The sequence below is a fragment of the Thermococcus sp. LS1 genome (genome assembly GCF_012027395.1).
In the GTDB taxonomy this organism is placed as follows: domain Archaea; phylum Methanobacteriota_B; class Thermococci; order Thermococcales; family Thermococcaceae; genus Thermococcus.
Genome location: NZ_SNUJ01000002.1, coordinates 283,014 through 306,083, shown reverse-complemented (window position 1 = coordinate 306,083; position 23,070 = coordinate 283,014). Strand labels below are relative to the sequence as shown.

At 51.1% G+C, this 23,070-nt stretch carries 27 protein-coding genes and 1 tRNA gene; 14 read left to right on the top strand and 14 right to left on the bottom strand.

Annotated elements, in window-relative coordinates:
- Positions 1-2 precede the first annotated feature (2 nt).
- The 3 genes from hydD to E3E26_RS06120 are packed head-to-tail and all read left to right on the top strand — an operon-like array spanning position 3 to position 2,579.
- Positions 3-794, top strand: a complete 792-nt coding sequence (gene hydD, locus E3E26_RS06130; RefSeq protein WP_167900425.1) for an NADPH-dependent hydrogenase/sulfhydrogenase 1 subunit delta — start codon at positions 3-5, stop codon at positions 792-794.
- The gene (hydA, locus tag E3E26_RS06125; RefSeq protein ID WP_167900424.1) at positions 791-2,080 is read left to right on the top strand and encodes an NADPH-dependent hydrogenase/sulfhydrogenase 1 subunit alpha; all 1,290 of its coding nucleotides are present in this window, start codon (positions 791-793) and stop codon (positions 2,078-2,080) included. Before hydD ends, hydA begins: the two co-directional genes overlap by 4 nt.
- Positions 2,081-2,129: 49 nt before the next feature.
- Positions 2,130-2,579, top strand: a complete 450-nt coding sequence (locus E3E26_RS06120) for a hydrogenase maturation protease (RefSeq protein WP_167900423.1) — start codon at positions 2,130-2,132, stop codon at positions 2,577-2,579.
- A gap of 21 nt (positions 2,580-2,600) precedes the next feature.
- Here the strand turns inward: E3E26_RS06120 and E3E26_RS06115 are convergent, their stop codons facing one another.
- From E3E26_RS06115 to lonB, 4 genes are all read right to left on the bottom strand, one after another.
- Positions 2,601-2,894, bottom strand: a complete 294-nt coding sequence (locus E3E26_RS06115; protein ID WP_167900422.1) for a hypothetical protein — start codon at positions 2,892-2,894, stop codon at positions 2,601-2,603.
- A 110-nt stretch (positions 2,895-3,004) separates the two neighbouring features.
- Positions 3,005-4,342, bottom strand: a complete 1,338-nt coding sequence (locus tag E3E26_RS06110; protein WP_167900421.1) for a SufD family Fe-S cluster assembly protein — start codon at positions 4,340-4,342, stop codon at positions 3,005-3,007.
- Complete coding sequence (gene sufC / locus E3E26_RS06105) at positions 4,335-5,081, bottom strand: Fe-S cluster assembly ATPase SufC (protein WP_167900420.1); 747 nt, start codon at positions 5,079-5,081, stop codon at positions 4,335-4,337. The genes E3E26_RS06110 and sufC overlap by 8 nt, the downstream gene beginning before the upstream one ends.
- A 110-nt stretch (positions 5,082-5,191) precedes the next feature.
- The gene (gene lonB / locus E3E26_RS06100) at positions 5,192-7,099 is read right to left on the bottom strand and encodes an ATP-dependent protease LonB (RefSeq protein WP_167900419.1); all 1,908 of its coding nucleotides are present in this window, start codon (positions 7,097-7,099) and stop codon (positions 5,192-5,194) included.
- A gap of 117 nt (positions 7,100-7,216) precedes the next feature.
- On the opposite strand from lonB, the gene E3E26_RS06095 reads away from it, so the two are divergent.
- The 7 genes from E3E26_RS06095 to E3E26_RS06065 all read left to right on the top strand — a co-directional run bounded on the left by E3E26_RS06095 (position 7,217) and on the right by E3E26_RS06065 (position 11,041).
- Complete coding sequence (locus tag E3E26_RS06095) at positions 7,217-8,020, top strand: DUF2666 family protein (RefSeq protein WP_167900744.1); 804 nt, start codon at positions 7,217-7,219, stop codon at positions 8,018-8,020.
- 76 nt (positions 8,021-8,096) lie between these two features.
- Positions 8,097-8,480 (top strand): RidA family protein, encoded by a 384-nt coding sequence (locus E3E26_RS06090; RefSeq protein WP_167900418.1) that lies wholly within the window; start codon positions 8,097-8,099, stop codon positions 8,478-8,480.
- Between the two features lie 32 nt (positions 8,481-8,512).
- Positions 8,513-8,884 (top strand): Mov34/MPN/PAD-1 family protein, encoded by a 372-nt coding sequence (locus E3E26_RS06085; protein ID WP_167900417.1) that lies wholly within the window; start codon positions 8,513-8,515, stop codon positions 8,882-8,884.
- 57 nt (positions 8,885-8,941) lie between these two features.
- Positions 8,942-9,319, top strand: a complete 378-nt coding sequence (locus E3E26_RS06080) for a helix-turn-helix transcriptional regulator (protein ID WP_167900416.1) — start codon at positions 8,942-8,944, stop codon at positions 9,317-9,319.
- A gap of 5 nt (positions 9,320-9,324) precedes the next feature.
- Positions 9,325-9,627 carry a MazG nucleotide pyrophosphohydrolase domain-containing protein gene (locus E3E26_RS06075; protein WP_167900415.1) on the top strand — a complete coding sequence of 101 codons (303 nt, stop codon included), beginning with the start codon at positions 9,325-9,327 and terminating at the stop codon, positions 9,625-9,627.
- Between the two features lie 172 nt (positions 9,628-9,799).
- Positions 9,800-10,249: an Lrp/AsnC family transcriptional regulator gene (locus tag E3E26_RS06070; RefSeq protein WP_167900414.1), complete on the top strand. Its 450-nt coding sequence runs from the start codon at positions 9,800-9,802 to the stop codon at positions 10,247-10,249.
- 78 nt (positions 10,250-10,327) lie between these two features.
- Entirely contained in the window at positions 10,328-11,041 is a 714-nt protein-coding gene (locus E3E26_RS06065; RefSeq protein WP_167900413.1) for a TIGR00297 family protein, read from the top strand.
- A 127-nt stretch (positions 11,042-11,168) separates the two neighbouring features.
- Here E3E26_RS06065 and E3E26_RS06060 read toward each other — a convergent pair whose 3' ends face one another.
- The 6 genes from E3E26_RS06060 to E3E26_RS06035 all read right to left on the bottom strand — a co-directional run bounded on the left by E3E26_RS06060 (position 11,169) and on the right by E3E26_RS06035 (position 15,730).
- A complete protein-coding gene (locus E3E26_RS06060; RefSeq protein WP_167900412.1) occupies positions 11,169-12,224 on the bottom strand; it encodes an SPOUT family RNA methylase in 1,056 nt (351 codons plus the stop codon).
- Positions 12,225-12,314: 90 nt separating this feature from the next.
- Complete coding sequence (locus E3E26_RS06055) at positions 12,315-12,917, bottom strand: 30S ribosomal protein S3ae (protein WP_167900411.1); 603 nt, start codon at positions 12,915-12,917, stop codon at positions 12,315-12,317.
- An 18-nt stretch (positions 12,918-12,935) separates the two neighbouring features.
- The gene (locus tag E3E26_RS06050; protein WP_167900410.1) at positions 12,936-13,187 is read right to left on the bottom strand and encodes a KEOPS complex subunit Pcc1; all 252 of its coding nucleotides are present in this window, start codon (positions 13,185-13,187) and stop codon (positions 12,936-12,938) included.
- Complete coding sequence (locus tag E3E26_RS06045; RefSeq protein ID WP_167900409.1) at positions 13,177-14,607, bottom strand: DHHA1 domain-containing protein; 1,431 nt, start codon at positions 14,605-14,607, stop codon at positions 13,177-13,179. Before E3E26_RS06045 ends, E3E26_RS06050 begins: the two co-directional genes overlap by 11 nt.
- A 29-nt stretch (positions 14,608-14,636) precedes the next feature.
- Positions 14,637-15,092: a 30S ribosomal protein S15 gene (locus E3E26_RS06040; protein WP_055428677.1), complete on the bottom strand. Its 456-nt coding sequence runs from the start codon at positions 15,090-15,092 to the stop codon at positions 14,637-14,639.
- An 83-nt stretch (positions 15,093-15,175) separates the two neighbouring features.
- Positions 15,176-15,730 carry a lamin tail domain-containing protein gene (locus E3E26_RS06035; protein ID WP_167900408.1) on the bottom strand — a complete coding sequence of 185 codons (555 nt, stop codon included), beginning with the start codon at positions 15,728-15,730 and terminating at the stop codon, positions 15,176-15,178.
- A gap of 332 nt (positions 15,731-16,062) precedes the next feature.
- Here E3E26_RS06035 and E3E26_RS06030 point away from each other — a divergent pair, with 332 nt between their 5' ends.
- Positions 16,063-16,926: an LAGLIDADG family homing endonuclease gene (locus tag E3E26_RS06030; RefSeq protein ID WP_167900407.1), complete on the top strand. Its 864-nt coding sequence runs from the start codon at positions 16,063-16,065 to the stop codon at positions 16,924-16,926.
- Here the strand turns inward: E3E26_RS06030 and E3E26_RS06025 are convergent.
- Positions 16,924-16,998: transfer RNA gene (locus E3E26_RS06025), tRNA-Met, on the bottom strand. The two genes, E3E26_RS06030 and E3E26_RS06025, sit on opposite strands and share 3 nt — an antisense overlap.
- 105 nt (positions 16,999-17,103) lie before the next feature.
- Here E3E26_RS06025 and E3E26_RS06020 point away from each other — a divergent pair.
- From E3E26_RS06020 to E3E26_RS11080, 3 genes are read left to right on the top strand one after another with little or no spacing between them, the layout of a single operon-like run.
- On the top strand, positions 17,104-18,264 hold the full coding sequence (locus E3E26_RS06020) for an aconitase X catalytic domain-containing protein (protein ID WP_167900406.1): 1,161 nt from the start codon (positions 17,104-17,106) through the stop codon (positions 18,262-18,264).
- Between the two features lie 9 nt (positions 18,265-18,273).
- Positions 18,274-18,666, top strand: a complete 393-nt coding sequence (locus E3E26_RS06015) for a DUF126 domain-containing protein (protein ID WP_167900405.1) — start codon at positions 18,274-18,276, stop codon at positions 18,664-18,666.
- A 44-nt stretch (positions 18,667-18,710) separates the two neighbouring features.
- Entirely contained in the window at positions 18,711-20,342 is a 1,632-nt protein-coding gene (locus E3E26_RS11080; RefSeq protein ID WP_167900404.1) for a dihydrodipicolinate synthase family protein, read from the top strand.
- Positions 20,343-20,733: 391 nt separating this feature from the next.
- Here E3E26_RS11080 and prf1 read toward each other — a convergent pair whose 3' ends face one another.
- The 3 genes from prf1 to E3E26_RS05995 form a co-directional block, all read right to left on the bottom strand.
- Complete coding sequence (gene prf1, locus E3E26_RS06005) at positions 20,734-21,981, bottom strand: peptide chain release factor aRF-1 (RefSeq protein ID WP_167900743.1); 1,248 nt, start codon at positions 21,979-21,981, stop codon at positions 20,734-20,736.
- Positions 21,982-22,078: 97 nt separating this feature from the next.
- Complete coding sequence (locus tag E3E26_RS06000; RefSeq protein WP_012571467.1) at positions 22,079-22,315, bottom strand: pro-sigmaK processing inhibitor BofA family protein; 237 nt, start codon at positions 22,313-22,315, stop codon at positions 22,079-22,081.
- 9 nt (positions 22,316-22,324) lie between these two features.
- Complete coding sequence (locus tag E3E26_RS05995; protein WP_240911663.1) at positions 22,325-23,005, bottom strand: hypothetical protein; 681 nt, start codon at positions 23,003-23,005, stop codon at positions 22,325-22,327.
- Positions 23,006-23,070: the final 65 nt, after the last annotated feature.

Sequence of the window (23,070 nt, the reverse complement as noted above, 5' to 3'; positions counted from 1 at the left end):
AGATGGAGAGGAAGGTTCGCATAGGGTTTTACGCTCTTACCTCATGCTACGGCTGCCAGCTCCAGTTCGCCATGATGGACGAGATACTTCAGCTGCTCCCGAACGCTGAAATCGTCTGCTGGTACATGCTTGACCGTGACAGCAGTGAAGATGAACCCGTCGATATAGCCTTCATCGAGGGAAGCGTTTCAACGGAGGAAGAGATTGAGCTCCTCAAGAAGATACGCGAGAATGCCAAGATAGTAGTTGCCGTCGGCTCCTGTGCAGTGCAGGGCGGAGTCCAGAGCTGGGAGAAGGACAAGAGCCTCGAAGAGCTCTGGAAGATCGTTTACGGCGATGGAAAGGTCAAGTTCGAGCCGAAGAAGGCCAAGCCCGTTGAGGAGTACATCAAGGTTGATTACAAGCTCTACGGCTGTCCGCCAGAGAAGAAGGATTTCATCTACGCCATAGGCACCTTCCTCGTTGGCTCTTGGCCGGAGGACGTCGATTACCCGGTCTGCCTCGAGTGCAGACTGAAGGGCAACCCATGCATCCTCATCGAGAAGGGCGAGCCGTGCCTTGGCCCGATAACGAGAGCGGGCTGCGACGCAAGGTGTCCGAGCTATGGAATAGCGTGCATTGGCTGCCGCGGAGCTATAGGTTACGATGTTGCATGGTTCGACTCACTGGCCAGGACATTCAAGGAGAAGGGCCTCACTAAGGAAGAAATCCTCGAAAGAATGAAGATTTTCAACGCACACAATCCAAAGCTAGAGGAGATGGTCGATAAGGTCTTCCAGGAGGTGAAAGAATGAAGAACCTCTATCTTCCAATCACCGTCGATCACATAGCTCGCGTAGAGGGCAAAGGCGGCGTTGAAATAATCGTCGGTGACGACGGTGTCAAGGAGGTCAAGCTCAACATCATTGAGGGCCCGAGGTTCTTTGAGGCGATAACCGTCGGCAAGAAGCTCGACGAGGCTTTGGCCGTTTATCCTAGGATATGCTCCTTCTGTTCAGCAGCCCACAAGCTCACTGCCGTTGAGGCGGCTGAAAAGGCAATTGGCTTTGAGGTACGCGAGGAAATACAGGCCCTCAGGGAGGTTCTCTACATTGGAGACATGATAGAGAGCCACGCACTCCACCTCTACCTCCTCGTCCTGCCAGATTACATGGGCTACTCCAACCCGCTCAAAATGCTTGACAAGTACAAGAAAGAGATCAACATTGCCCTTGACCTTAAGAACCTCGGAAGCTGGATGATGGACGAGCTCGGTGCAAGGGCCATCCACCAGGAAAACGTCGTCATGGGCGGTTTTGGCAAGCTCCCCGACAAGACTACGCTGGAGAAGATGAAGAAGAGGCTCCAGGAGGCCCTCCCACTTGCAGAATACACCTTCGAGCTGTTCTCCAAGCTTGAGCAGTACGAGGAAGTCGAGGGGCCGATAATCCATATGGCCGTCAGGCCGAGGGGAGACGTCTATGGCATATACGGCGACGCCATAAGCGTCAGCGACGGTTTCGAGTTCCCGAGCGAGGACTACAAGAAACACATGGTTGAGCGCGTTGTGGAGCACAGCTTCGCCAAGCACAGCTTCTACAACGGGGAGAAGCCCTTCATGACGGGAGCCATATCGCGCGTCGTCAACCATGCTGATAAGCTCTACGGAAGGGCAAAGGAGCTCTACGAGAGCCACAAGGACTTACTCAGGCCAACCAACCCCTTCGCCAACAACCTCGCCCAAGCGCTTGAGTTAGTGTACTTCATGGAGAGGGGCATCGACCTTATCGACGAGGCCCTCGCTAAATGGCCGATAAGGCCGAGGGACGAGGTAGCTGTAAAGGACGGCTTCGGTGTCAGCACCACCGAGGCACCGCGCGGAATCCTCGTCTACGCGCTCGAAGTGAAGGACGGAAGGATAGCCTACGCCGATATAATAACGCCGACAGCCTTCAATCTCGCCATGATGGAAGTACATGTCCGCATGATGGCAGAGAAGCACTACAACGACGACCCCGAGAGACTGAAGTATCTCACCGAGATGGTCGTCAGGGCCTACGACCCGTGCATTTCCTGTTCGGTGCACGTAGTGAGGCTTTAGCCATATCTTTTTATCCCCCTGTCCTATTTTCCTTTGGAGGTTTAAGGCAATGCGAACCCTTATCCTCGCCCTTGGCAACGAACTGATGAAAGACGACGGCGTCGGCCTGAAAGTCGGCAGGCTTCTGGCGGAAAAAGGTTACAACGTTCTCGAAGTTGGCACAGACATATTCATGCTCCAGAGCCATTACAATGGAGAGGAAAGGCTCATAATCATCGACGCCATACTTAGCGAAAAGTTCAAGCCGGGAGAAATAATCCACGTGAGCGGCGAGGAGGTTTTCGAGAAGCTGAAGGCTGAAATCAGGAGTGCACACTTCATGGGGGCAATAGACGGGCTCAAACTCCTCATGGCACTCGATGAGAGGCTCGCCAACGTTGAAATCCACTTCATTGGGATCGTTGCGAAGGAAATTGACCTTGGCATGGAGCTGAGCGAGGAAGTCGAGAAGGCCCTTCCGAAGGCTGCTGAGCTTGTTGAAGAATTGGCCAAAAAATAAATTCTACAGTTAAAAATGAAGTCAGCCAAAGAGGAGCTCGAGCTCCTTCTTCATTATGCTTCTGTTCATCGCGAGGTGGATTATAATCAGGAACATCATTATTATGCCGTACTGGGCCCTGAGCTTGAGAAAATCCAGCTGAGTCATTCCTAAGAAGCTTCCGGTTTTGCTGGCGATTATCGTCCCAATCGTTATGAATACCACACCTAGGAACATCACGAACAGAAGCAGCGAGAATGCAGCCTTTATCTTCAGCTTCTTCCTCATTTTCGGGTTTTTCTTTGCCTCTTCAAACGCTTTAGCCATTGGGTCCATGTTATCACCCACAAAAGAAATGAAGAACCAGTTAAAATCCTTAGTTCGGATTCACAGGGAAAAAACGACTAAAATTAGGGAGTATAAGAAACAAAGAGAAAAATCTTCAGTCACATTCCACCGCTCACTGCCAGCTCAATTATCTTCCTTATCTCCACGAGGAACTCCATCGGGATATCCTTGAGCATCGGTTCGAGGAAGCCCTTGACTATGAGCTGAGTAGCCTTTTCCTCGCTCAGGCCCCGGCTCATGAGGTAGAAGAGCTCCTCCTCACGGATTTTACCTATAGCCGCCTCGTGACTCAGCTCAGCGTCGTCAACCCTGCTGACCAGGCCCGGATATGTCTCCATCACCGCTCTGTCACTCATCAGCAGGGCGTCGCAGCTTATGTGTCCCTTGGTTCTTGGCGCCTCAGCCACTATCTTACCCCTCGTTATTACCGTGCTCTCGTCCATTATCACGGCCTTGCTGGCGTTTATACCCGCGGCTTCCCTTCCCTGGAGGTACATCTCGCCGCCAAGATCAACATACCAGTCCTTCTGACCGAGGATGATTCCGTTGAGCTCGACGTAGCCATTCTCCTCAACCCAGTACTTGGGGTTCGCTATGTTGCTCCTGCCAGTTCCGAGACCAACGGTGGTGTTAATGAAGCGGGCGTTCTTTCCTATTCTAGCTCTCGTCATTGGTCTCGTGTGAACGTACTCAGGCCAGTTCTGGAGGACCGTGAGCTGTACCTTTGCCCCATCATGTATGTAAGCCTCAGTCATGTCAAGGTGAAGAGAGTGCCTAACCAGAACCGGTGCAGTACAGCCCTCTATGAGGTGGAACTCGGTGTTCCTCTCGGCGATGATTATGATGTGCGGCGCCTGGGCGAGGGCGCTCTCCTGGATGAGGAAGAACAGGTGAAGCGGGAAGGGAACCTTCAGACCTTCCTTGACATATAGGAAGATGCCCCCGTTCCACACTGCTGTATGGTAGGCGGCCATCTTGCTCTCATTAACGCTGAACATCTGGAGGAAGTGCCTCTTTACGACGTCGGGATACTTCTTCACAGCCTCCTCCATAGGAAGAACTATGAGGCCCTTTTTAGCCCACTCCTGAAGGAACTGGTTGTAGATTATGCCCGTGTCCGTCTGAACAGCCAGTCCAGCGATGTACTTCTGCTCGACCTCGCTTATGCCGAGCCTGTCGAGGAGTGCCTTCATCTCTGGAGGGAGGTCATCGAGGCTCTCTATGTGCTCTGGGAGGCCCTCTATCTCGGGCTTGGCTATGAACCTCAGCAGTTCGTCCTTGCTAATGACCGGATCATTGTGAGGAGCCTTCTCGAAGGCTTCTAAGCCTTTGTACCTTATGCGCGTCATCCACTCCGGCTCTTTGTTTCGCCTCGCGAGGTTCTCTATCTCCTGCGCTATGATCTCCTTGGCCTCCTGAATGGTTATCTCACTCATCGCAACCACACTCCTCGAAAATCTTCTGGAAGCCCTTCTCCTCGATCTCCTTCACGAACTCGCCTCCGCGCTCAAGGACGATTCTGCCGTCCTTCATCACATGAACCCTAAACTTGCTTGGGTCGAGGTGCTGGAGTATCCTGCCATAGTGAGTTATCAGGAGAATCGCCGTTCCCTTCTCGTGAAGCTCATCTATCTTCCTCGAGATGACACTGAGTGAATCGACATCGACACCGCTGTCAGGCTCATCGAGGATGAGGAGCTTCGGCTCAAGAAGAAGTGCCTGGAGAATCTCAAATCTCTTCCTCTCACCGCCGGAGAAGCCGACGTTAACGTACCTCATGAGATCCTCCTCTTTGAACCAGAGCCCCTTTGCGGTCTCAACAATCATGTCGTACGCCTCGGCGAGATCAATCCCCTTAACCTCCGCAAGAACCTGCTGGAGGAATTCCATTATCCTGACGCCTTCAACCTCCTCCGGATGCTGAAAGGCCAGCATTATCCCCCTCTTGGCCCTCTCGTCCGGGGGGAGATTAGTTATGTCCTCACCGTTGAAGAGTATTCTCCCGTTCCTGACTTCATACCTCGGATGACCCACAATGGTCAGCGCCAGCGTTGACTTTCCGGATCCGTTTGGCCCCATGATTACATGAAACTCCCCATCTCCCACGGAAATGTTCACACCTTTGAGAATCTCCTTGCCTCCAACTGCGACCTTGAGGTTCTCTATGTTGAGCACTCTCTCACCTCCACGGTAACCTCGACTGGCCATTTTTTAAGCATTTCTGGCCAAAGATGTAGAAGGCTATGAAAAGAATGTCCCGTGTGAGAAAGGTTGGAAAAAGTGTCTCAAAGGGAAAGAGGCAGGGTCTCCCGGATCCTCCTGAGAAGCTCCCTCTTCTTCTCGCTCTCCTCGAGGGATATCTCAAGGACTTCGTCGATGGTCTCGACCGGGAATATCTGGACCTTTTCGGCCTTGTCCTTGCTCAAGAAGACGTCCTTCTCGTTGCTCTTGGGGATTATGACCGTCTTTATGCCAGCCTCTATTGCGGCCTCTATCTTTGGTGTTGCACCGCCTATCGGCAGCACCTCGCCACGGACACTGAGCGAACCTGTCATGGCCACGTCCTGCCTTATCGGAATCTCCTCAAGGGCTGAAATAACAGCGGTGGCAACGCTTATGCTGGCTGAATCGCCCTCAACGCCCTCGTAGGTCTGGAGGAACTGGACGTGAATATCGTAGCGGCTTATGTCCTCACCTTTGTACCTCTTGATTATCGCCGAGACGTTCTGAACGGCTTCCTTCGCTATCTCGCCGAGCTTTCCTGTAACTATAATCTTTCCTTCTTCTTTGCTCGCAGCCGGGGCGACAACTGCCTCAATCGGGAGCACGATACCGCTCTGCTCACCTATGACGGCAAGACCATTGACGCGGCCTATCTCGCTACCCTCGGTCTTGATGACTTGGTACTCCTTCTTGCGCTCGATGTACCAGTCAGCAAGCTGCTTCTCGAGGGGTTTGGCCATTTTGACTGCCTCAATGACGTCTTCCCTTTCCACGTACTTCTTGCCCTTCTTGACAGCTATGTCACCAGCAGCTCTGACGATACCGCCGAGGTCTCTGAGGCGGAGCGTGAGGTGACCTTTTCTTCCGGCCCTCTTCTGGGCCTCCCTGACTATCTCCTCCACAGCCTCCTTCGTGAAGTGGGGTATTTTTCCGTCGCGCTTGACCTCTTGAGCCACGAACTGAACGAGCTTGCGCCTGTTCTCTATCGTGTCCGGCATGGTGGTGCGCATGTAGACCTCGTAACCGTAACCCCTGATCCTCGAGCGGAGTGCAGGGTGCATCTTGTCCACTGTATCGAGGTTTCCAGCCGCGACGAGGATGAAGTCACACGGAACGGGTTCAGTCCTTACCATCGCACCGCTTGACATTTCACTCTGGCCGGTTATCGGGAACTTCTTCTCCTGCATGGCGGTAAGGAGGCTCTGCTGCATCTTAAGGCTGAGCGTGGCAATCTCGTCTATGAAGAGGACTCCCTTGTGAGCGCGGTGTATCATTCCTGGCTCAACGCGCTCGTGGGCAGGAGTGCCGAGCCCACCACTCTGGAAGGGGTCGTGTCTGACATCACCAAGGAGCGCTCCCGCGTGGGCGCCGGTCGCATCGATGAAAGGAGCTTTGGTTCTTCCGCAGTTGTCCACGAGAAGCTTGGGAACGAGGACCGTACTCTTAAGGCGCATATTAGAGAGGGCCATTATTGTAAGTATAACAACGAAGAGTCCCATCAGAAGCGTAGTCGCACTGAAGTCAATGAAAAGTGCGAGCATAACGGTAAACATGACAAAGAGGAGGATGTAGGATTTTACGCTCTCCTGGCTCTTGGCCTTCTCGCGGTATTTCTCTACAATACGCCTGCCTTGACAGGCAGGGACGGTCTTGATCTTGGGCATGTTCTCGTCTTCAGGGTTGGGGAAAACGAGGATATCCTCTAGAGTTTCGGTTGGCAACAGCTCGGCCATGGCCTGACCGAGCATAGACTTACCTGTTCCCGGCTCGCCTATCAGAAGCACGTGCCTTTTCTGGTTGGCAGCAGTTTTGATGACCTCAACCGCGTGTTCTTGGCCGATGACTTGGTCGATGAGCTTCTCGGGAACTTCGATTTCCTCAGTTGTCGTAAACTCAATACCAAGCTCTAAGCTCTCTCCGTACTCCCTGGGGGCCAGGGCTTCCCTCTTAATCTTCTCGTCGTCCCCCATTTTCCTTCCCTCTTTTACTCTCTCAAACTCGAATGCTCAATGCAATTTATAACTTTTTTGAGATGGTCAAGAAAAAGCTAAAATAGGCCTGACATCCATTAAGAATTGGTGAAAACGATGAAGGTTGAGGATCAGATTATCTTCACTGCCAGTCACGGAAGCTGGAAGGTGGGAGACAGGCTTCGCAACATGGAAGACGAGAAAGTGGCTCACTTCCTCGCGAGCGTCGCCAACACCGTGAACTTCAAGATACCAGAGTACCTAACGGAGGTCATGAACATCGCCGGGATAATGAGCCTCGCCGAAGAGATAGCCAAAAAAGACCTGAACGACGCGGTGGTTGCCCTTAAATCCCCCGGAACGGCAAGAAAGCTCGGTGCCCTCGTCTTCGAGGAGGACAAGAAGCTGAAGAAGCACCTCGTTGAGGTCGCGAAGGCAGTCCTCGTCAGGGAGGTCCTCGAGAAGAAGGTTACCGTCGATTACCCAGAAGAGCCCCTGAGGGAGGTAAAAATCGTTCTCCCCTATAACGAGGATCACGTCAACTTCACGGCATTCAATCTCAGTGCCGAGCACGGGAAATGGAGGGTGGTGAAGAGACTGATAATCGACGAAAAGACACCGATGGCCGACGTCGCGAGGCTTCTGGCGAGCATAAACGAGACGATAACTCTAAAGCTCCCCGTTTACGCGGGCATAGACGTGGAAGGTATTGATGCCTGGTTCGCGGAGTTCAAGAAAGTTAAAAAGGCGGACATTCCAGCCGTCGTTGAGAAGTACAAGCACTTCCAGGCGGAGAATTACGCAAGAGAGGGCTTTGAGGAGCATGCCAGGGTTTACGCCCTCAGGAAGGCCCTCGAGAAGATAGGCCTTCCGCTCGACGTTCCGGCCAAGAACCTCGAGAAATACCTGGAGAAGAAATGATGAGGCCGAGGACACCCGAGCGGAGGCGATGAGGAATCTTCGCTTCGCTGATTTCCCAATTTTCGGAGGTGGGAAAATGAAAAAGGTTGTTTTCACGGAAAACGCCCCAAAACCGATAGGGCCCTACAGTCAGGGAATAGTCGCTGAAGCGGGTAGGTTGCTCTTCGTTTCCGGCCAGATACCAATAAACCCTGAGACAGGAGAGCTCGTGGAGGGTCCAATAGAGGAACAGGCAAAGCAGGCAATTGAGAACCTGCTAGCAGTAGTGAAAGCCGCCGGCGGAAGCGCTGAGAACGTCGTTAAAGTTACAGTATATCTAAGAGACATAAACGACTACGCCAAGTTCAACGAGGTTTACGAGAAATATTTCTCAGAGTCCAAGCCGGCCAGGGCGGTAGTCGAAGTCTCCAATCTGCCGAAGGGCGTTAAGGTTGAGATAGAGGCAATTGCCGCTCTTTGATATCCTCTTTTGATTATTTTTCGGTGAGCAAGATGGAAACCGTCAAAATTAGAAGGGAGCTCTTGGAGTATCTCCTTGAATTAGCCCGCGAATTCTATCCCAACGAGTTCGCTGGCTTTTTGAGGGAGAGGAATGGCGTTTTTGAAGAGGTTCTTATAGCCCCAGACCCTCATTTTGGGAGGAGCTCGGCTTTCTTCAACACATGGATGCTGCCCTACGACGAGAGCATAAAGGGAACCGTTCACTCGCATCCTGGCCCAAATCCCTGGCCATCCCAGGCGGATCTGAACTTTTTCTCCAAGTTTGGAGGAGTCCATCTGATAATTGCCTACCCTTTTACAGAAGACAGCGTAAGGGCCTATAAAAGTGATGGAAGCCGTCTGAAGGTCGAAATCCTTGACTAATTTCATGTGAAAATTCTTAAAAAGACGTGGCCCCAATCTGCTAATTGGTGTTGTAGCATGAAGGTTAGGGAAGTTCTGAAAGAACTGGATGAGAAGCAGAGAAGGACTGTCCTTCAGTGTTCGGAGACCTGTGGCATCCCTGACCTGGACAAGGAGGTTGATCTTCAGGTAGAAGAGGACGTCATGAAGTTCCTCAAGGCACTCTCAAACCCGCTGAGGCTCAGGATACTCAAGATCCTGAAGGACAACTGGCTCTGCGTGTGTCTGATATCGAAGATACTTGACCAGGATCAGACTCTGATCAGCCATCACCTCCGCACACTAAAGGCTCTAGGCCTGATACTCGAAAGGAAGGAAGGCAAGATGCACTTCTACAGAACGAACACGGAGGTTCTCGAGGGATACCTCGCAAAGGTGAGAACTGAACTGGTGTGAGCTATATGAACGACCATCAGCGAAGAGTTGACGACCTTGTCAAAGAATTCGGCGGATACTGGAGTCCCTTCGAGATGCTCGCAGCTTTGATGGAAGAGATTGGAGAACTGGCCGATGAACTCTTGAAAATTGAAGGTGTTAAGGGAAAAGGCGACCCAGAAAAGCTGAAGGAGGAGCTCGGCGACGTCATGTTCGCCCTCTCATGTATAGCCAACTATTACGACGTGGACCTTCTGAGTGCCTTGGAGAAGAGTATAGAGAAGTACAGGAAACGTGACGAGGATCGATGGAGTAACACTGGTGGATAAAATCTCCCAGTATACTCACATTCTTTTGTAACATTATGGTTTAGGATATAACCCAGTTTTAAAGTTGCAGATGTCATTTAGGATAACCTAATGGTTAGAAATCCTCCAAATTGTCGAAACATTTTTATAATTAGGGGCATAATCTCAAACATAATTCCTGGAGGTGAAGGTGGTGGCGGATAAAATAAACGGAATCGACATAAGGATTTTGAAGCTCCTCGCCAAGAACGCCCGTTTGACCTACAAGGAGCTCGCCGAAATTCTGGGCACGACAAGGCAGAGAATCTCCAGGAGAATGGATCGCCTTGAGAGAAACGGTATAATCAAAAAGTATACTATAATCCCCAACTATGATGCTCTTGGATACATTCACGTTATTCTCGGAATAACTGTCAAACCTTCGATTGACCTCGATGAGGTAATTTCTTCCCTGAAGGAGGATGAAAACATCAAGATAATCCAGCGCGCCATCGGCTCACACAATTTGGTCATCCACATCGTTGGTCCAAAGGACATGAAGGAACTGGAGAGAATAATCGCCGATGTCTCCAAGAAGATACCAGGCATTGACAAGCTCGATATAACCTTCGTCACAGACACCGTGAAGTTTGAGGTTCTCTGATTTCTTTTACTTCCTTCGTCAATGGACGAAGGAAAGAATAATAAAGCCTCAGTGGGGCAGTTTTTCCAGGTGACAGGGATGCTCGAGAGACTGGCCGTGGACGTTGCAGTAGTGGCAGGGCTTGGCATAGGATCGTACAAACTGAAAGCCCTTGATTCTAAGGGTGCTTTGGCAGCTGTAGCCGTCGGTCTGATCGTTCTGGAGCTTGGTGGTTTTTATCCATTCTTGGCGATGGTAATCTTTGTGGTTCTTGGAGTCCTTGCAACTAAGTACCGGTTCAGGGAGAAGGCAAAACTCGGCCTTGCTCAGAGCAGAAACGGTGTGAGGGGCTGGGGCAACGTCCTGGGCAATGGCCTTGCCGCGGTAATCTTTCTGGCCTTTGAATACTTCTCCCATATGGACGTTTTCTGGGCAGCTGCCTTTGCTTCGATAGCTACAGTTAATGGAGACACCCTTGCGAGCGAACTTGGAAAGATTTTCGGAAAAAAGCCAAGGTTAATAACCACCTTCGAGCCAGCCAGACCCGGTGTCAACGGAGCTATTTCGTGGCCCGGAGAGCTGTTCGCACTTTTAGGTTCTTTCATTATGGCCCTATTCGCACTTCCACTCACAGAGCAAAAGGTCATAATGCTCTTGGCTGTTACCGTTGGCGGATTTATCGGAGTCAACTTAGACAGCCTTATTGGAGCTACCCTTGAAAACGAGGGGATAACAAATAATAACTCGACGAACTTTCTTGCTTCACTCTTTGGCGGTTTCATCGGTGCACTTCTCTTCTACGTCCTCGCGTGAAGTTTAAAAGAAAACCCGAGAAAGCCTGACTGGCGGATGATGACTACGGCGGATTCCTGAGCGGTGAGGAAGACCTTAGGGTCTGACGCCGCTGTACAATTATGGAATTAAAGAAAAACGTAAAAACTTACTCTTCTCCTTCCCTCGTTCTGGCGTATTCTTCGTAGATCTCCCACATGGACACAAGGGCCGCAGGGATGCCATGTTCAGTTGCGAAGGTCATGTACGGTGCTAAGTCAACAACATAATCCGCGAAGCGGAAGAGGCCGCGCGGTATGCCCTCACGGGAGCCGACGAAGATAACAACTTCCTTCGCGTAGTACATATCCCTGGCGAGCTTATCCTTCACCTCAGCCAGTGTCGGTCCCTTGGGGTCGGTGATTATGAGGAGCCTCTTGTTCCTCCGCTTATCGCGAACGACCTGGTAGAGATCCCATACGTTGACTGGAACTTTCTCGACTTTCCAGGGATAAGCCTCGCGCTGTATCTGATATCTGCTCTCCTGGCCGATCTTGACGCCCCTAATGAACTCCATTAGCTCAAAAGCGTCTATCTTCTCCTTGGGAGCTATGATGAGCTCCTTAACTTCAAAGGCCTGAGCGGCCCTCCCAATCTTCTCACCGAAAGACCTGCAGGTCTTGTAGTCGCCCCAGTAAGGCATCTGAACGAGGGTAACTTTGCGGAAGAGCTTCCTCGCGTCTATCTTGTCCGGCGTAAACTTCCTGTACTCTTCGCCTGGAAGAACAGAGATGTAAGCTCTATCTCTTATTATCTCTACTTGAACGATCTTATCCGGCCAACTGAGGTTAACGTCAGCGTTTGTCAGCTCTCTGACCTTTGCCCCAAGCTCCCTGTTCACGTCAATGCTCGAGAAGTCGTGCTTCCCTCTACGCTTGGTCTTGACTGCAAAGGTCTCATTTTCATCGATGAGTTTTGCAACATCCTCTGCCACGCTCAAGATGGCGTCAAGCCGAGCGGGAACCTCATGGAGAACTTTTATGGCCCTCTCGACTTCTGGAATTTCAAGAATCTTCTCCTCGGCTTTCTCATCTTCTGTCTCAACTATAACAAGACCCGAGTAGCCCATAGGAGACGCCCAAACTTCCGCATCTGGAAGAACCTCTCGAATGTAGTTAGCGGCAACGCTCTCCATTCCCCTCTGAGTCTTAACGAGAAACTTCACACTCTCACCTCCAGAGAGAGAATGATTGGGCCTTTAAAAGCCTGCCGAGAAGAGAATCTGGAAGGTATAGAGAAGGGGGTTGAGAGGCCTTCAGGCCTCCGGCTCTGCGAGGACCTTTATCTTCCTTATCTCGGCCCTCTTAATCGGGTAGATCTTCCTGGCTTCCTTGGCTATCTCGGTGGCCATCTTGCCGGTGACTGCCTCGAGGATGAAGTCCTTGTAGTTGAGCTCCTCGGCCTTCTTGTAGATGATGTCCCTCATTATCTCCCTGATAGCTCTCTCCTGGCTGGTCTGTATGCGCCTGTAGGCGATGACCATACCCATAACGCGGAGCTTGTAGCCGTCCTTGGTGGTGATGTTGAATATGCCATCAACCCTGGTGGTCCTTCTCCTGACGAGGCTCCTTATGTAGCTCCTAGCGAGGGTGTGGCCCTTAAACTTGGTGTAGGCGTTCTGACCCTTGACGTCGTAGACCTGGAAGTAGAGCTTGACCTGACCCTTGGTGAAGTCGCCGGTGAGGTCCTTGAGGGTAGTCTCAATGACGCGACCGATGACCTTCTCGGGGTCATCAGCGGGGGTGAGGCCTATCTCCTTGTTGCCGAAAAAGTCCGGAGCGTAAACCACGTACCACTCTTTCATCTTCCACTTATCCTTGGTAGCAGCAGCCCTCTTCCTTGGGTTACCCTTTGCCATCTTAACACCTCCAACCTTTCACGTGACATCTTCGGCGATTTTGATTGAAAACACCAAATCGTCCAGCGCTTTGATGAGTGTTTCAATCTCACCCGAGTATTTAACCTTTGTTATGACGTCCCCATCTTCCCATCGGGTTACCACATTTAAACTTTTCTTTAGGCCTTCAGGAAGGCTAGCGTTGTCCACTTCCAGAGCCTGGGCTATAGCCTTCGCCCTCTCCTCGCTCCCGTAGTGCCAGATGATTTTCGCCGTCGCTTCAATCCGCAACGTTCCTGCCCTCCCTGAGCTGTCTTCCAAGAACCTCGTTGAAATACCTGATGAACTCGTTTATCTTGTCCTTCGGGAAGCGTATGCCAGCAGCTATAGCGTGACCTCCACCTTCACCGCCGAGCTTCTCTGCCACTTCCTTCAGAGCTTCTCCAAGGTGGTAGCCCTTCGCTAGGGCCTTCTCGGTGGTTCTAGCGGAGCCCTTCACGAGGTTTGGATCCTCGTCACTGTCAGCCAGGACGACCACGGGCTTCTCTGGGTCAACCAGGCCCGCGTTTATCGCTATGTTAGCCGCTATGCCCACCAGAGTATCGCGGATGTTTTTGCCAGCGTAGAAGACGTAGGCGTGCTCTCCTTCGTCGGCCATACTCCAGTTTTGGATGAGGAACTTTCTAGCCTCGATCTGCTCTCTCTTGTAATCGTCGAGCATCTTTCTGGCCCTCTTATAGGCCTCTTCGTCGCCGAGGCAGATTGCAACACCGAGCGTTCCAGCGTTCAGCCTTCCGGTGGCATTGAGGAGTGTGGCGAACTCTCTCGCCTCGTGCCTGGGGTCGCCCTCAGGGTAGAGGGGACTTATGACAACGTCACCGATGAGCCTGTCTATGGCCTCCTTCGGGGCACCGTGCTTTATCAGGTGAATGACAAGGGCGTCGTGGAGCCGTCTTTTCTCCTCCTCACGGAGCTGCCAGTACTTCATGTCAGGATCGAAGCCCTTAGCCCTGAGGAACTCGATGGCCTTCCTCTCGTCACCAGTTATTTCGGGTATTTCTGGATTTGTTGCGTAGGCCAGCATTTGGGCGAGAGTTCTGCTTTCCCTACCGAAGAGGCGGAGCTCCTTCCTGACCTCCAGAATGCCGAGCCTCTTCCCGTCCTCAATGATGTCGAGATTCATGCCGTGGAAGGTGCCGTCTATCTCCTGCATATCGCCGACTGCCCCAACGATGGTAATGTAGGCCAAATCCCTGTTTTTCTCGTTCATCTCTCTAGCAACGAAGTAGGCAACGCCCGACCCGCTCAGGTCGCGAACGCTGTTGGCTCCAAATGGCACTGGATTGACAAGCAGGTGAGAATCTGTGGAAAACTCGTCCTTCTCCGGTGGGTGGTGGTCAGCAACGACAACGGTCGCTCCCTCGAGGTACTTCTCGATGAGTTCGATTGAGCCGCTCCCGAGATCGCTGAAGACGTATATCTTGTGCTTCTCCGCGGCAAGCTCCTGGATAAGCTCTTCGCTGAGCTGCTTGACAATGCTGAGCTGGAAGCTACCGCCCTCACGTAATATTGCCTTCGCCAGAATCGCCCCGGCAGTTATTCCGTCCGCATCGCGGTGGGAGATTATCCTTATAGTGTGCCCTAGCTCGATGTGCATCTTGATTAGCTCTGCTCCTTCACGGGCCTTCTCCAAGAAAGCGCCCTTGTCCATTTTACCACCTTATAAGAAGGAAAGGGGAATCAGCGAACCAGGAGCTTGGCCTGCTCTGGGTCGTAGCGCCACTTCGCTGGCAGCTTGCCGGTTCTCCTGTAGTACTTGACGAGCCTCCTGATTTTGCTCTCGGTGAGCTGGAGACCGCGCCTTGAGTGCTTGTCCTTCGGGTGCATCTCGAGGTGCTTCCTGAGCTTGACGGCCTTCCTGATAAGGGCCATGAGGTCCTCCGGAATCTCAGGAGCGAGGCCGTTCTCCTCGAGTATCTTGGTTATCTTCTTGCCGGTGATGAGCTTGACGCTCGGAATGCCGTACTGGTCCCTGAGGATGGTTCCTATCATGGCCGCGCTGTAGCCTTCCTTCCTGAGCTTAATAACGAGCCCCTCGACCTCCTCCGCCGTGTACTCGACCCAGGTCGGCGGAGCGGTCCTCGGTGGCCTCTTAGAACCAGACTTACCCCTCTTTCTCGCGTGTATCCTTGCCATATCATACACCTCCCGGTGACGGCCAGCTCCCGCCAGCCGCCCCTTCGCATCAGCCTAAAAGAAGGAGTTTAAAAAGTTTGCCATCAGTGACAACTGACGGCTCCGCCTTCTTTTCCAGTCCAGCTGCAACTGTCCACAAGGTTTCCGCTCGCATCGTAAAGGTACGCGGTGTCGCCGTCATTGTTCCAGACAGCACTCTTTTCGCCCCAGTAAAGGTCTGTGTCGGTGTCTGTACCTGAGCCAGTATGTACAGTTACCGTTTTTCCAGCTTTCAGAATAAATTCACTTGGGAAAATGTACGTGTGTCCTTTTTCATCCACCAATCTCCATCCACCTAGGTTTTCATCTAAACATCCAAGGTTTGCAATAACTACGTACTCGTCATTTAGGTTCGAATGATCCCATCCTTGAGCATCATAGTGAACATAGTATATCACTACCTCAGACGTCCCGTTGCATGACTGATTTGCCAGTTCCTGAGCTATTTCGTTTGAGATAGCTTCCATTACAGCCGTGTAATCAGAAGTCATCACTGCCAGCTGGTGAATGACAAACAGTACTATTACCAGTGCTACAGCAATAAGGAACAAATACTCGATACTAGAAACTCCTCGTTTCATATTTATCACCTTGTACATTTTTAATTATGGTACCTAAAGTAAATAAAAGTTTCTCCATCTGTACTAGCCCTTCTTTTGGGTTCCTAACTTCAAAAGAGATGTAACACTTCATGTTCTAACTATCAGTAATTGTGCTGGAAATAAGATAAAACTTAAGGAAGAAATCCTTGTAAATATCCGTGACGAAACCTACCACTACAACAGCGACCCGTACAGAATAGAAATTATCAAGCGGGAACAATTTCCCGCCAGCCACCCCTTTGCGTTGGAAATTAAGGGGAGGTTTAAAAGGTCTGCCCGCGATTGTTATTATTCAAAAGAGTTTTAAGCAAACGAGTAATTGTAGTTATATGCGGAAGCTGAAGGAGCTCACACCGTGGGAGATAGGAACAATACAGAACAGAGTTTTCCATTTGCGTGAATCTGGAATGAGCTACTCCAAGATTAGGGAGACGATAATGACGGAATTTAACGTTTCCGTCTCAAAGGCAACAGTTCTTAGGTGGTGCAAGGGAACTCACAACACGTTTAACAAAACCAAGCGCGTCAATCTAAAACCCTCCCCAGAGCTGGCCTACATCGTTGGGGTCTATCTTGGAGATGCCTCCGTTAGCGAGACTGGCAACTATCAGTACAGAATCCGCCTGAAGGTTGTGGACAGAGATTTCGCCCAGAATTTTGAAAGAGCTTTGAGGGCAATGGGAGCGAATCCAAGAACGGGCTTTGAGCGCAATCGGGGCAGAGCCGATAGATGGTGGGTGGAGGTTACCAACAAGGAGCTGTTCATGTTCCTAAAAGGGCCAAAAGAACGGCTCTCTAAGACTGCCGGGACGTATCCAAAGGAATTTTTGAGGGGATTCTTTGACAGCGAGGGAACGGTAGTGTTCAACAGAAAATCAAGAACGCTCTATGTGTCGGCTTCGAACTATGACTTGGACGTGCTAACACTTTGTGAGGAGTTGCTAAAAAGGCTGGATATAGATTCGAAGATCTATCTTCACCGTGGGAAAGGCACTCCAGTGAACATTAGGGGTAAAATGTATCAGTATAACTCTGACTTATACAGAATAACGATTCAGCGAAGAAGGAGCGTGTTTAATTTTTACAGAGCGGTTGGATTTTCAATACAAAGGAAGCAACTTAAGTTAAAAGAAGCTTTGGAGCTTTTGGGCATGTTCAAAAAAGAACATCAATGCGCAGATATGGCTAAATAGCGGGGGGAGGATTTGAACCTCCGACCTCCGGGTTATGAGCCCGGCGGGCACTCCTAGCTGCCCCACCCCGCTGCACGACCCGTTAGTTAGTCATATGTCGAGAGTTTATAAACTTTACTCCTTATCCCCCCGCAACAGTTTATAACCTTCAAGCGCTAACTTCCCCCAGGTGATAGGATGTACCTGACGAAGGAGGAAGAGCTCATCTTGGCCGGCGAATACGGCTACGCCCTTCAGAAGGCCATGGAGATACTCGTGGCTCTGGGCGAAATCTACGGTGCCGACAGGCTCATCCCAATCAAAAGTGCCCAGGTTGCTGGTGTTTCATACAAAAACATCGGTGACGCTGGAATTGAGTTTCTAAGAGATTTTGCCAACGCTGGGGCAAAGGTAAGCGTCTACACAACTCTCAACCCAGCGGGAATAGGCGACGACGAGTTCATGGAAAAGCAAATGGAGGTTCTGGAGCTTTACAGGAAGATGGGCATAGAAGTCACCTCCACATGCACTCCCTACTACGGGGCAAATCTTCCAAAATTCGGCGATCATTTGGCCTGGAGCGAAAGCTCAGCGGTAAGCTTTGCCAACTCGATTTTAGGTGCAAGGACCAACCGCGAAGGAGGGCCTTCAAGTTTAGCCGCCGCGATAGTGGGCAAAACTCCTAACTACGGCCTGCATCTGGACGAAAACAGGAAAGCAACCGTCATAATCAGTGTTGATGCAAACGTCAGGACTTTCGTGGACTACGCAGCCTTAGGTTATCACCTTGGAAAAATCCTCAGCAACGACGTGCCATACATCAAAGGCTTGAAGCCCGAGATGACTGAGTATCTCAAAGAGATGGGTGCCGCTATGGCCGCGAGCGGCTCTATAGCTCTATATCATGTGGAAGGTGAGACCCCTGAATATAGAGATGCTATAACTGACAAGCTCGAAACGATAACCGTTGAGGATTCCGATATCAGAGCCGTTAAGGAGCAGTTCGCCGATGACTGGAGCGAGATCGACATGATTTTGATTGGCTGCCCCCATACTTCCCTAGCGGAAGTTAAGGAAATCGCCGAGCTACTGAGCATGCGCGGGAGGCCGCTGAAGATACCGCTCTTCATCACGGCGAGCAGAGCGATCAAGGCATTGGCAGATTCTCTAGGCTACACTGAGATCATAGAGCGCTACAACGGCAGGATTATTCCCGACATATGCTTCGTAGTCTCACCGATAAAGGACTGGTACAGAGGAGTGGCCACCAACAGCGGAAAATCAGCCTTCTACTTCCGGTCCTTTGGCTTCAAGGTTAGGCTCGACGATGCGGAGAACATCATAAAGGAAGCACCGTGAGGTGAGAAAATGAAACTCAAGGGCAGAAAGATAGTCGGTGGCGAGGTTGAGGGAGAACTGATAGTCTCTCAGAAGCCCCTTTCCTTCCTCGGTGGCGTTGACCCCGAGACAGGAATAGTTACCGACGCCGAGAGCGATATAAGGGGCCAGAGCATAGCTGGAAAAATCCTGGCATTTCCACGTGGTAAGGGATCAACTGTTGGCTCTTACGTTATCTACGCCCTTAAGAAGAACGGAAAGGCGCCAAAGGCAATAATCGTCGGTGAGGCCGAGACAATAGTGGCAACAGGAGCTATAATAGCGGGTATTCCTATGGTTGATGGCATAGACGTCTCCAAGCTCAAGAGCGGACAGAGGGTCAGGGTCAAAGCCGACGAGGGACTGGTCGAAGTTGAGGAATAGTCTTTTTAAGGCTCATCTCAATTCTTTTTTAGGGAGTGTAAAAAATGCCAAGGGGCATCCACGAGTGCATCAACTGTGGCCACAGGGAGATTCTTGATTCATCCGAGCCACTGCTCGAGAAAGCCTGTCCTCGCTGCGGAGGAGACATGGTTCTGGTGGGATTCTATACGGAGTCCCAAGAGCCCACAGTGCAGGTTCAGCCAAGCAGGCCTTCCCTCCCGGAGAACCTCAAAGAAAAGCTGAAGGAGTTCTATGATCTTGAGCTAAAGCAGATAGATGGCAACGTCTTTGTCTTTGAGGTTCACGGGATAATGGAAAATAACTTTGAGAGATTCCTAAGAGAGCTTGAAGAACTCGGCTATTGGGCTGCTCTCAAGAAGCGTGAGGGTAAAGTGCTGCTCTTTGTCTTCCCTGCCCAGGAAATAAAGGAGGACAACAGGTGGTTGCCGTGGATCTTCCTCATCGCGACGATTTTCACCACATTCTTGGCCGGTTACTACCTCTCGCTGGCCTACATAGATACCCTTAATTACTACGGTCTTCCTGGAATACGAAACCCTTATCTCAACGCGATTGCGTTCTCGATAAGTGTCATGGCAATACTGGGAACTCACGAGCTTGGCCACAAGATAGCCGCGGCGTATCATGGCGTTAGAGCTACAATGCCCTACTTCATTCCCTTCCCCAGCATGCTGGGGACGCTTGGGGCAGTAATTAGGGTAAAATCACCACTGCCCACAAGGAATGCAGCAATAGACCTTGGTATCAGCGGACCAGTAGCTGGGTTTTTGATAGCCCTCCCGGTCAGCATAATCGGACTTAGACTTTCCATTCCAGTGCCAGCGGAACTGGTCCCACCCACAGAAGGCGGTATAGCTTTTGGGGAGAATCTGATATTCCTGCTCTTGGAGTTCACGAGCTTGAGCGTTGAGGAGAGAAAGTTCCTGGCCGAGAAGGGGCGTGAGCTTGTCAATGCTGCATTCTACCTCGTGGGAACGGCTTCCACAAACACATTTGAAGTCATAGAACTGACAAAGCACGCCCAGGACATTGGCACCGATTACGTTGTGATAGCTCCACCCTACTACTGCCCGCTGAACGAGACGGCTCTCTTTAGGCACTACTCAATGGTCGCCGAAAGAACCGATATCCCGATAATCCTCTACAATATTCCGAGCTGCGCAAACCCTCTGAGCGTTCAGCTTATTAAGCGGCTCGCCCTTGAGTACTCGAACATAGCTGGCGTCAAGGAGACGATAGACAGTGTGAACCACGTGAGGGACGTGATCATCGAAGTCAAAGGTGAGCGGGAGGATTTCATGGTGTTCACAGGCCTCGATCAGCACTTCCTTAATACCTTAATCCTTGGCGGTGATGGGGGGATAATGGCGTGCGCAAACTTTGCCCCAGAGGTTCACCTTGCACTCTATAAAGCCTTCCAGGAGAAGCGCTTTAAGGACGCGTTTATCTATGCCCAAAAGCTTGCAAGGCTCTCGAAGGTTTATAACTTGGCCTCATCCTTCGGTTCGGCGATAAAGCTTGCCATGGGCCTCAGAGGCTTCTCAATAAAGCCCGTTCTTAGACCCCCGTATGTCGTCGACGGAGATGATGTAAAAGAAGAAATAAGAAAGCTCCTCCGGGAGGTGCTTTACCACTCGAAAGCCTTGTCTTTTTGAGTGGAGGTGCAGTAAAACTTCCAAGAAGCAATCGGTGAACCGAAACTCTTAAATACTCTTCAGAGTAACAAGGTCTCGAAGAGGCCACTCCATAAAACCCGATGAGATGAGGGATTTCAGAATACCCTCCAGCATTCGTGAGGGTTGACGCTGGAAAGCGTCCTCAAAAACCGCCCTCTTGGATGGTTGAAAACTTTGGAGTGGTCTCTTGACGATAACCCTAACCCGCTCGGGCGGGAAGGGGTAATGGGCTCTAGACCGAGCCTTCGGGCTGAACCGAAAACCCGGTAACGGGGAAGTAGGAGATGAGCCTGTAAACCGATGAAAGCCCTGAAGGGTTGGGGATCATGACTCCCGAGAGGAATCCCCACCCCTCAAGGCAAAGAGGAGGTCAGTGAATCTTGTACCTCAGGAAGGCTCCAAGGCCACCAAAGGCCTTGTAGAACTGCTGGCCCTCATCGGTGTCGAGGGATATTATCTCAACCTCGGCACCGCTCTCTTCTGCCAGCTTTATGAGCTCCTCGGCGACGTCCCACTTCTCGAAGATTATGTTCTGACTGCCGCACTTCGGGCAGTGGGTGAGCTTCTTCTTGTAAACGTGGAACTCCTGCTCGCTCATTGTCTTGAGCTCCTCCCAGCCGCAGGCATTGCACTTCGCCTTAACCCTGACCTTGTCGTAGCCCTCGCTGATGAGGAGCGTGTCAACGGCACCGAGCTCTAGAGCCTTCCTGACTTCCCTCTCGCCGTAGGTTATCAGCCCAGTGTCCTTGACGAGGTGCCTGAAGAAGTCCTGGATGAGCTTCCTCTCCTTCACAGCTTCGTGCTCGCTGAGTATGTTGCTGGCCTTTTCAACGAGCTCTCTGAGGCCGTATTCGCCGTGGTAGCTGATGTCGACGACTCCAATTACCTTCTTTCTGAGCTCATGGTGGAGGTAGTCGCCGTCGACGAACTCCTCCTTAGTCGGTCCCGGACCGCCTATGATGATTCCCTTGAGCTCACCCTTCTCAAGGAGCGGCAGGAAGGCCTTGGTGGCGTGCTCGGCGATTCTCTTCATGAACTCGTGAGTCTCCTGCTCACGAATCCTCTCGTAACGCCTCGCCGACTGACCACCTGCCCTCGTCTTTCCCGGGACGTTTGAGGTGAGCTCGTCGATGACCTCAATCCTCTTGCCCCTCAGAAGGCCTATCGTGGCTTCGTTCTTCTCGACGGTTATTAGACCGTAGGCGTCCTTAACACGGAGCATTTCCTCAAGGGGCTCGGTTACAAAGGTCTGGTCGCAGCGGTAAAGGCGAACCTTAAGGGGTTCCGGCGGAACTATGGCCCAGAGCTTTATATCGCTCACTCCCTCCTGCTCACTCACGTTTCCAACGAAGAGGGCCAAACCATTCTCGGGGGTTTTTCGATAAAGCTTGAGGTGCTGCATGGCCCTCTCAAGGGCACCGAGGACGTTTTTTCGAGTGGACTTTGACTTGATGTTCTGGGCAGTTCCATACTCCTCCCTAAGCTGCTGCATAACCTTGTTTATGTCGTAGCCCGCTGGGATGTAGAGGCTTACAAGCTCGGTCGCTCGGCCTCGATAGCTCTTCAGCTCCTCCACTTTTTTCTTGAGCTCATACATTTCGGCTGATTTGTGAGACATGAGCATCACCCTCCAAGACCTCTCTCGCTCCAAGAAGGGCACGAAAAGGGAATTTATAAAGATTTAGATAGAGGCTAAAATCGAAATCTGGAGGGAGCTATAACCACGAGAGTATCACCAGCAAAATAACTCCCACGATGCCGCCTATGGCCACGATAAGGATGTTTAGGAAGGTGTACTCGACGTGTGCTATTCCGACGGTGTTGAGTATCCAGAGGAGTATCAGACCGATAATTGCGTTGGTAACTAGGTACTTCAGAATGGCCACTGTCAGCTTAATAACTAGGTAAAGAGCAACCACCAGCAGGACTAAAAACAGCAGCGTTTCAATCATGAGACCACCTCAGGAGAGTTTTTCGAGGGTTTCCCTGGCTATCTGGCCGAGTGGAACCCATTTCTTCCCTTCAAACGGGAGTATAACTTTGTCCTCAACATTTACGAGCTCCTCAACGTACTCCCTGGTCTCTTTAGCGTCGAGCTCACCGAGTAGTATCAGTGCAAAGCCCTTGGTGTTCTTGTCACCTTCTCTAATCTCCTCTATCAGGTCACTGATAATAGTGTCCTTAAGTTTCATTATTTTGGTCTGGAACCTACGGGCAAGTTCGTAGGACAGAACCATCGCATTTTCCTTTACGTAGGGATTTCTGTTCTTTGTGAGTTCCACAGCTTTTGGAAAGATCCTATCAATGCGGGATTCGAGAACTTCTCCCCTCTGCTCGGCAATCATCCCCAGAATCAGAAGGGCATCTCCGCGAATTCCCGGCACACTATCGTCCAAGAGTTCAATGAGGCCATCGAGTGCCTTTTTGTCCTTCATAACCATTGTAATGATGTCATCAAACCGCTCTTCTTCTATGAGCTTTTTTATTTTATCCTTTTTTGGGCCGAATGACAAGAAGCCCATGGTATCACCCTTACATTTATTTTTAGTTGAGCTTGTTAAAAATCTTTTTGGATAGGGGTATTCTTTGGGCACATTACAGAAATTAATTCTGAAGAAGTTTGTCTCCTTATCCGTGATCATTGTGGAATATTGTGTTATTCTACATTAGGATGTCCCCTCAACAATATTTTTAAGGATGTGCCGAG

Excerpts from the sequence above, each read along its gene's own strand:
- hydD (WP_167900425.1), top strand. The coding sequence starts at position 3 with ATGGAGAGGAAGGTTCGCATAGGGTTTTACGCTCTTACCTCATGCTAC.
- hydA (WP_167900424.1), top strand. The coding sequence starts at position 791 with ATGAAGAACCTCTATCTTCCAATCACCGTCGATCACATAGCTCGCGTA.
- E3E26_RS06120 (WP_167900423.1), top strand. The coding sequence starts at position 2,130 with ATGCGAACCCTTATCCTCGCCCTTGGCAACGAACTGATGAAAGACGAC.
- E3E26_RS06115 (WP_167900422.1), bottom strand. The coding sequence starts at position 2,894 with ATGGACCCAATGGCTAAAGCGTTTGAAGAGGCAAAGAAAAACCCGAAA.
- E3E26_RS06110 (WP_167900421.1), bottom strand. The coding sequence starts at position 4,342 with ATGAGTGAGATAACCATTCAGGAGGCCAAGGAGATCATAGCGCAGGAG.
- lonB (WP_167900419.1), bottom strand. The coding sequence starts at position 7,099 with ATGGGGGACGACGAGAAGATTAAGAGGGAAGCCCTGGCCCCCAGGGAG.
- E3E26_RS06095 (WP_167900744.1), top strand. The coding sequence starts at position 7,217 with ATGAAGGTTGAGGATCAGATTATCTTCACTGCCAGTCACGGAAGCTGG.
- E3E26_RS06090 (WP_167900418.1), top strand. The coding sequence starts at position 8,097 with ATGAAAAAGGTTGTTTTCACGGAAAACGCCCCAAAACCGATAGGGCCC.
- E3E26_RS06085 (WP_167900417.1), top strand. The coding sequence starts at position 8,513 with ATGGAAACCGTCAAAATTAGAAGGGAGCTCTTGGAGTATCTCCTTGAA.
- E3E26_RS06080 (WP_167900416.1), top strand. The coding sequence starts at position 8,942 with ATGAAGGTTAGGGAAGTTCTGAAAGAACTGGATGAGAAGCAGAGAAGG.
- E3E26_RS06075 (WP_167900415.1), top strand. The coding sequence starts at position 9,325 with ATGAACGACCATCAGCGAAGAGTTGACGACCTTGTCAAAGAATTCGGC.
- E3E26_RS06065 (WP_167900413.1), top strand. The coding sequence starts at position 10,328 with ATGCTCGAGAGACTGGCCGTGGACGTTGCAGTAGTGGCAGGGCTTGGC.
- E3E26_RS06055 (WP_167900411.1), bottom strand. The coding sequence starts at position 12,917 with ATGGCAAAGGGTAACCCAAGGAAGAGGGCTGCTGCTACCAAGGATAAG.
- E3E26_RS06045 (WP_167900409.1), bottom strand. The coding sequence starts at position 14,607 with ATGGACAAGGGCGCTTTCTTGGAGAAGGCCCGTGAAGGAGCAGAGCTA.
- E3E26_RS06040 (WP_055428677.1), bottom strand. The coding sequence starts at position 15,092 with ATGGCAAGGATACACGCGAGAAAGAGGGGTAAGTCTGGTTCTAAGAGG.
- E3E26_RS06035 (WP_167900408.1), bottom strand. The coding sequence starts at position 15,730 with ATGTACAAGGTGATAAATATGAAACGAGGAGTTTCTAGTATCGAGTAT.
- E3E26_RS06030 (WP_167900407.1), top strand. The coding sequence starts at position 16,063 with ATGCGGAAGCTGAAGGAGCTCACACCGTGGGAGATAGGAACAATACAG.
- E3E26_RS06020 (WP_167900406.1), top strand. The coding sequence starts at position 17,104 with ATGTACCTGACGAAGGAGGAAGAGCTCATCTTGGCCGGCGAATACGGC.
- E3E26_RS06015 (WP_167900405.1), top strand. The coding sequence starts at position 18,274 with ATGAAACTCAAGGGCAGAAAGATAGTCGGTGGCGAGGTTGAGGGAGAA.
- E3E26_RS11080 (WP_167900404.1), top strand. The coding sequence starts at position 18,711 with ATGCCAAGGGGCATCCACGAGTGCATCAACTGTGGCCACAGGGAGATT.
- prf1 (WP_167900743.1), bottom strand. The coding sequence starts at position 21,981 with ATGTCTCACAAATCAGCCGAAATGTATGAGCTCAAGAAAAAAGTGGAG.
- E3E26_RS06000 (WP_012571467.1), bottom strand. The coding sequence starts at position 22,315 with ATGATTGAAACGCTGCTGTTTTTAGTCCTGCTGGTGGTTGCTCTTTAC.
- E3E26_RS05995 (WP_240911663.1), bottom strand. The coding sequence starts at position 23,005 with ATGATCACGGATAAGGAGACAAACTTCTTCAGAATTAATTTCTGTAAT.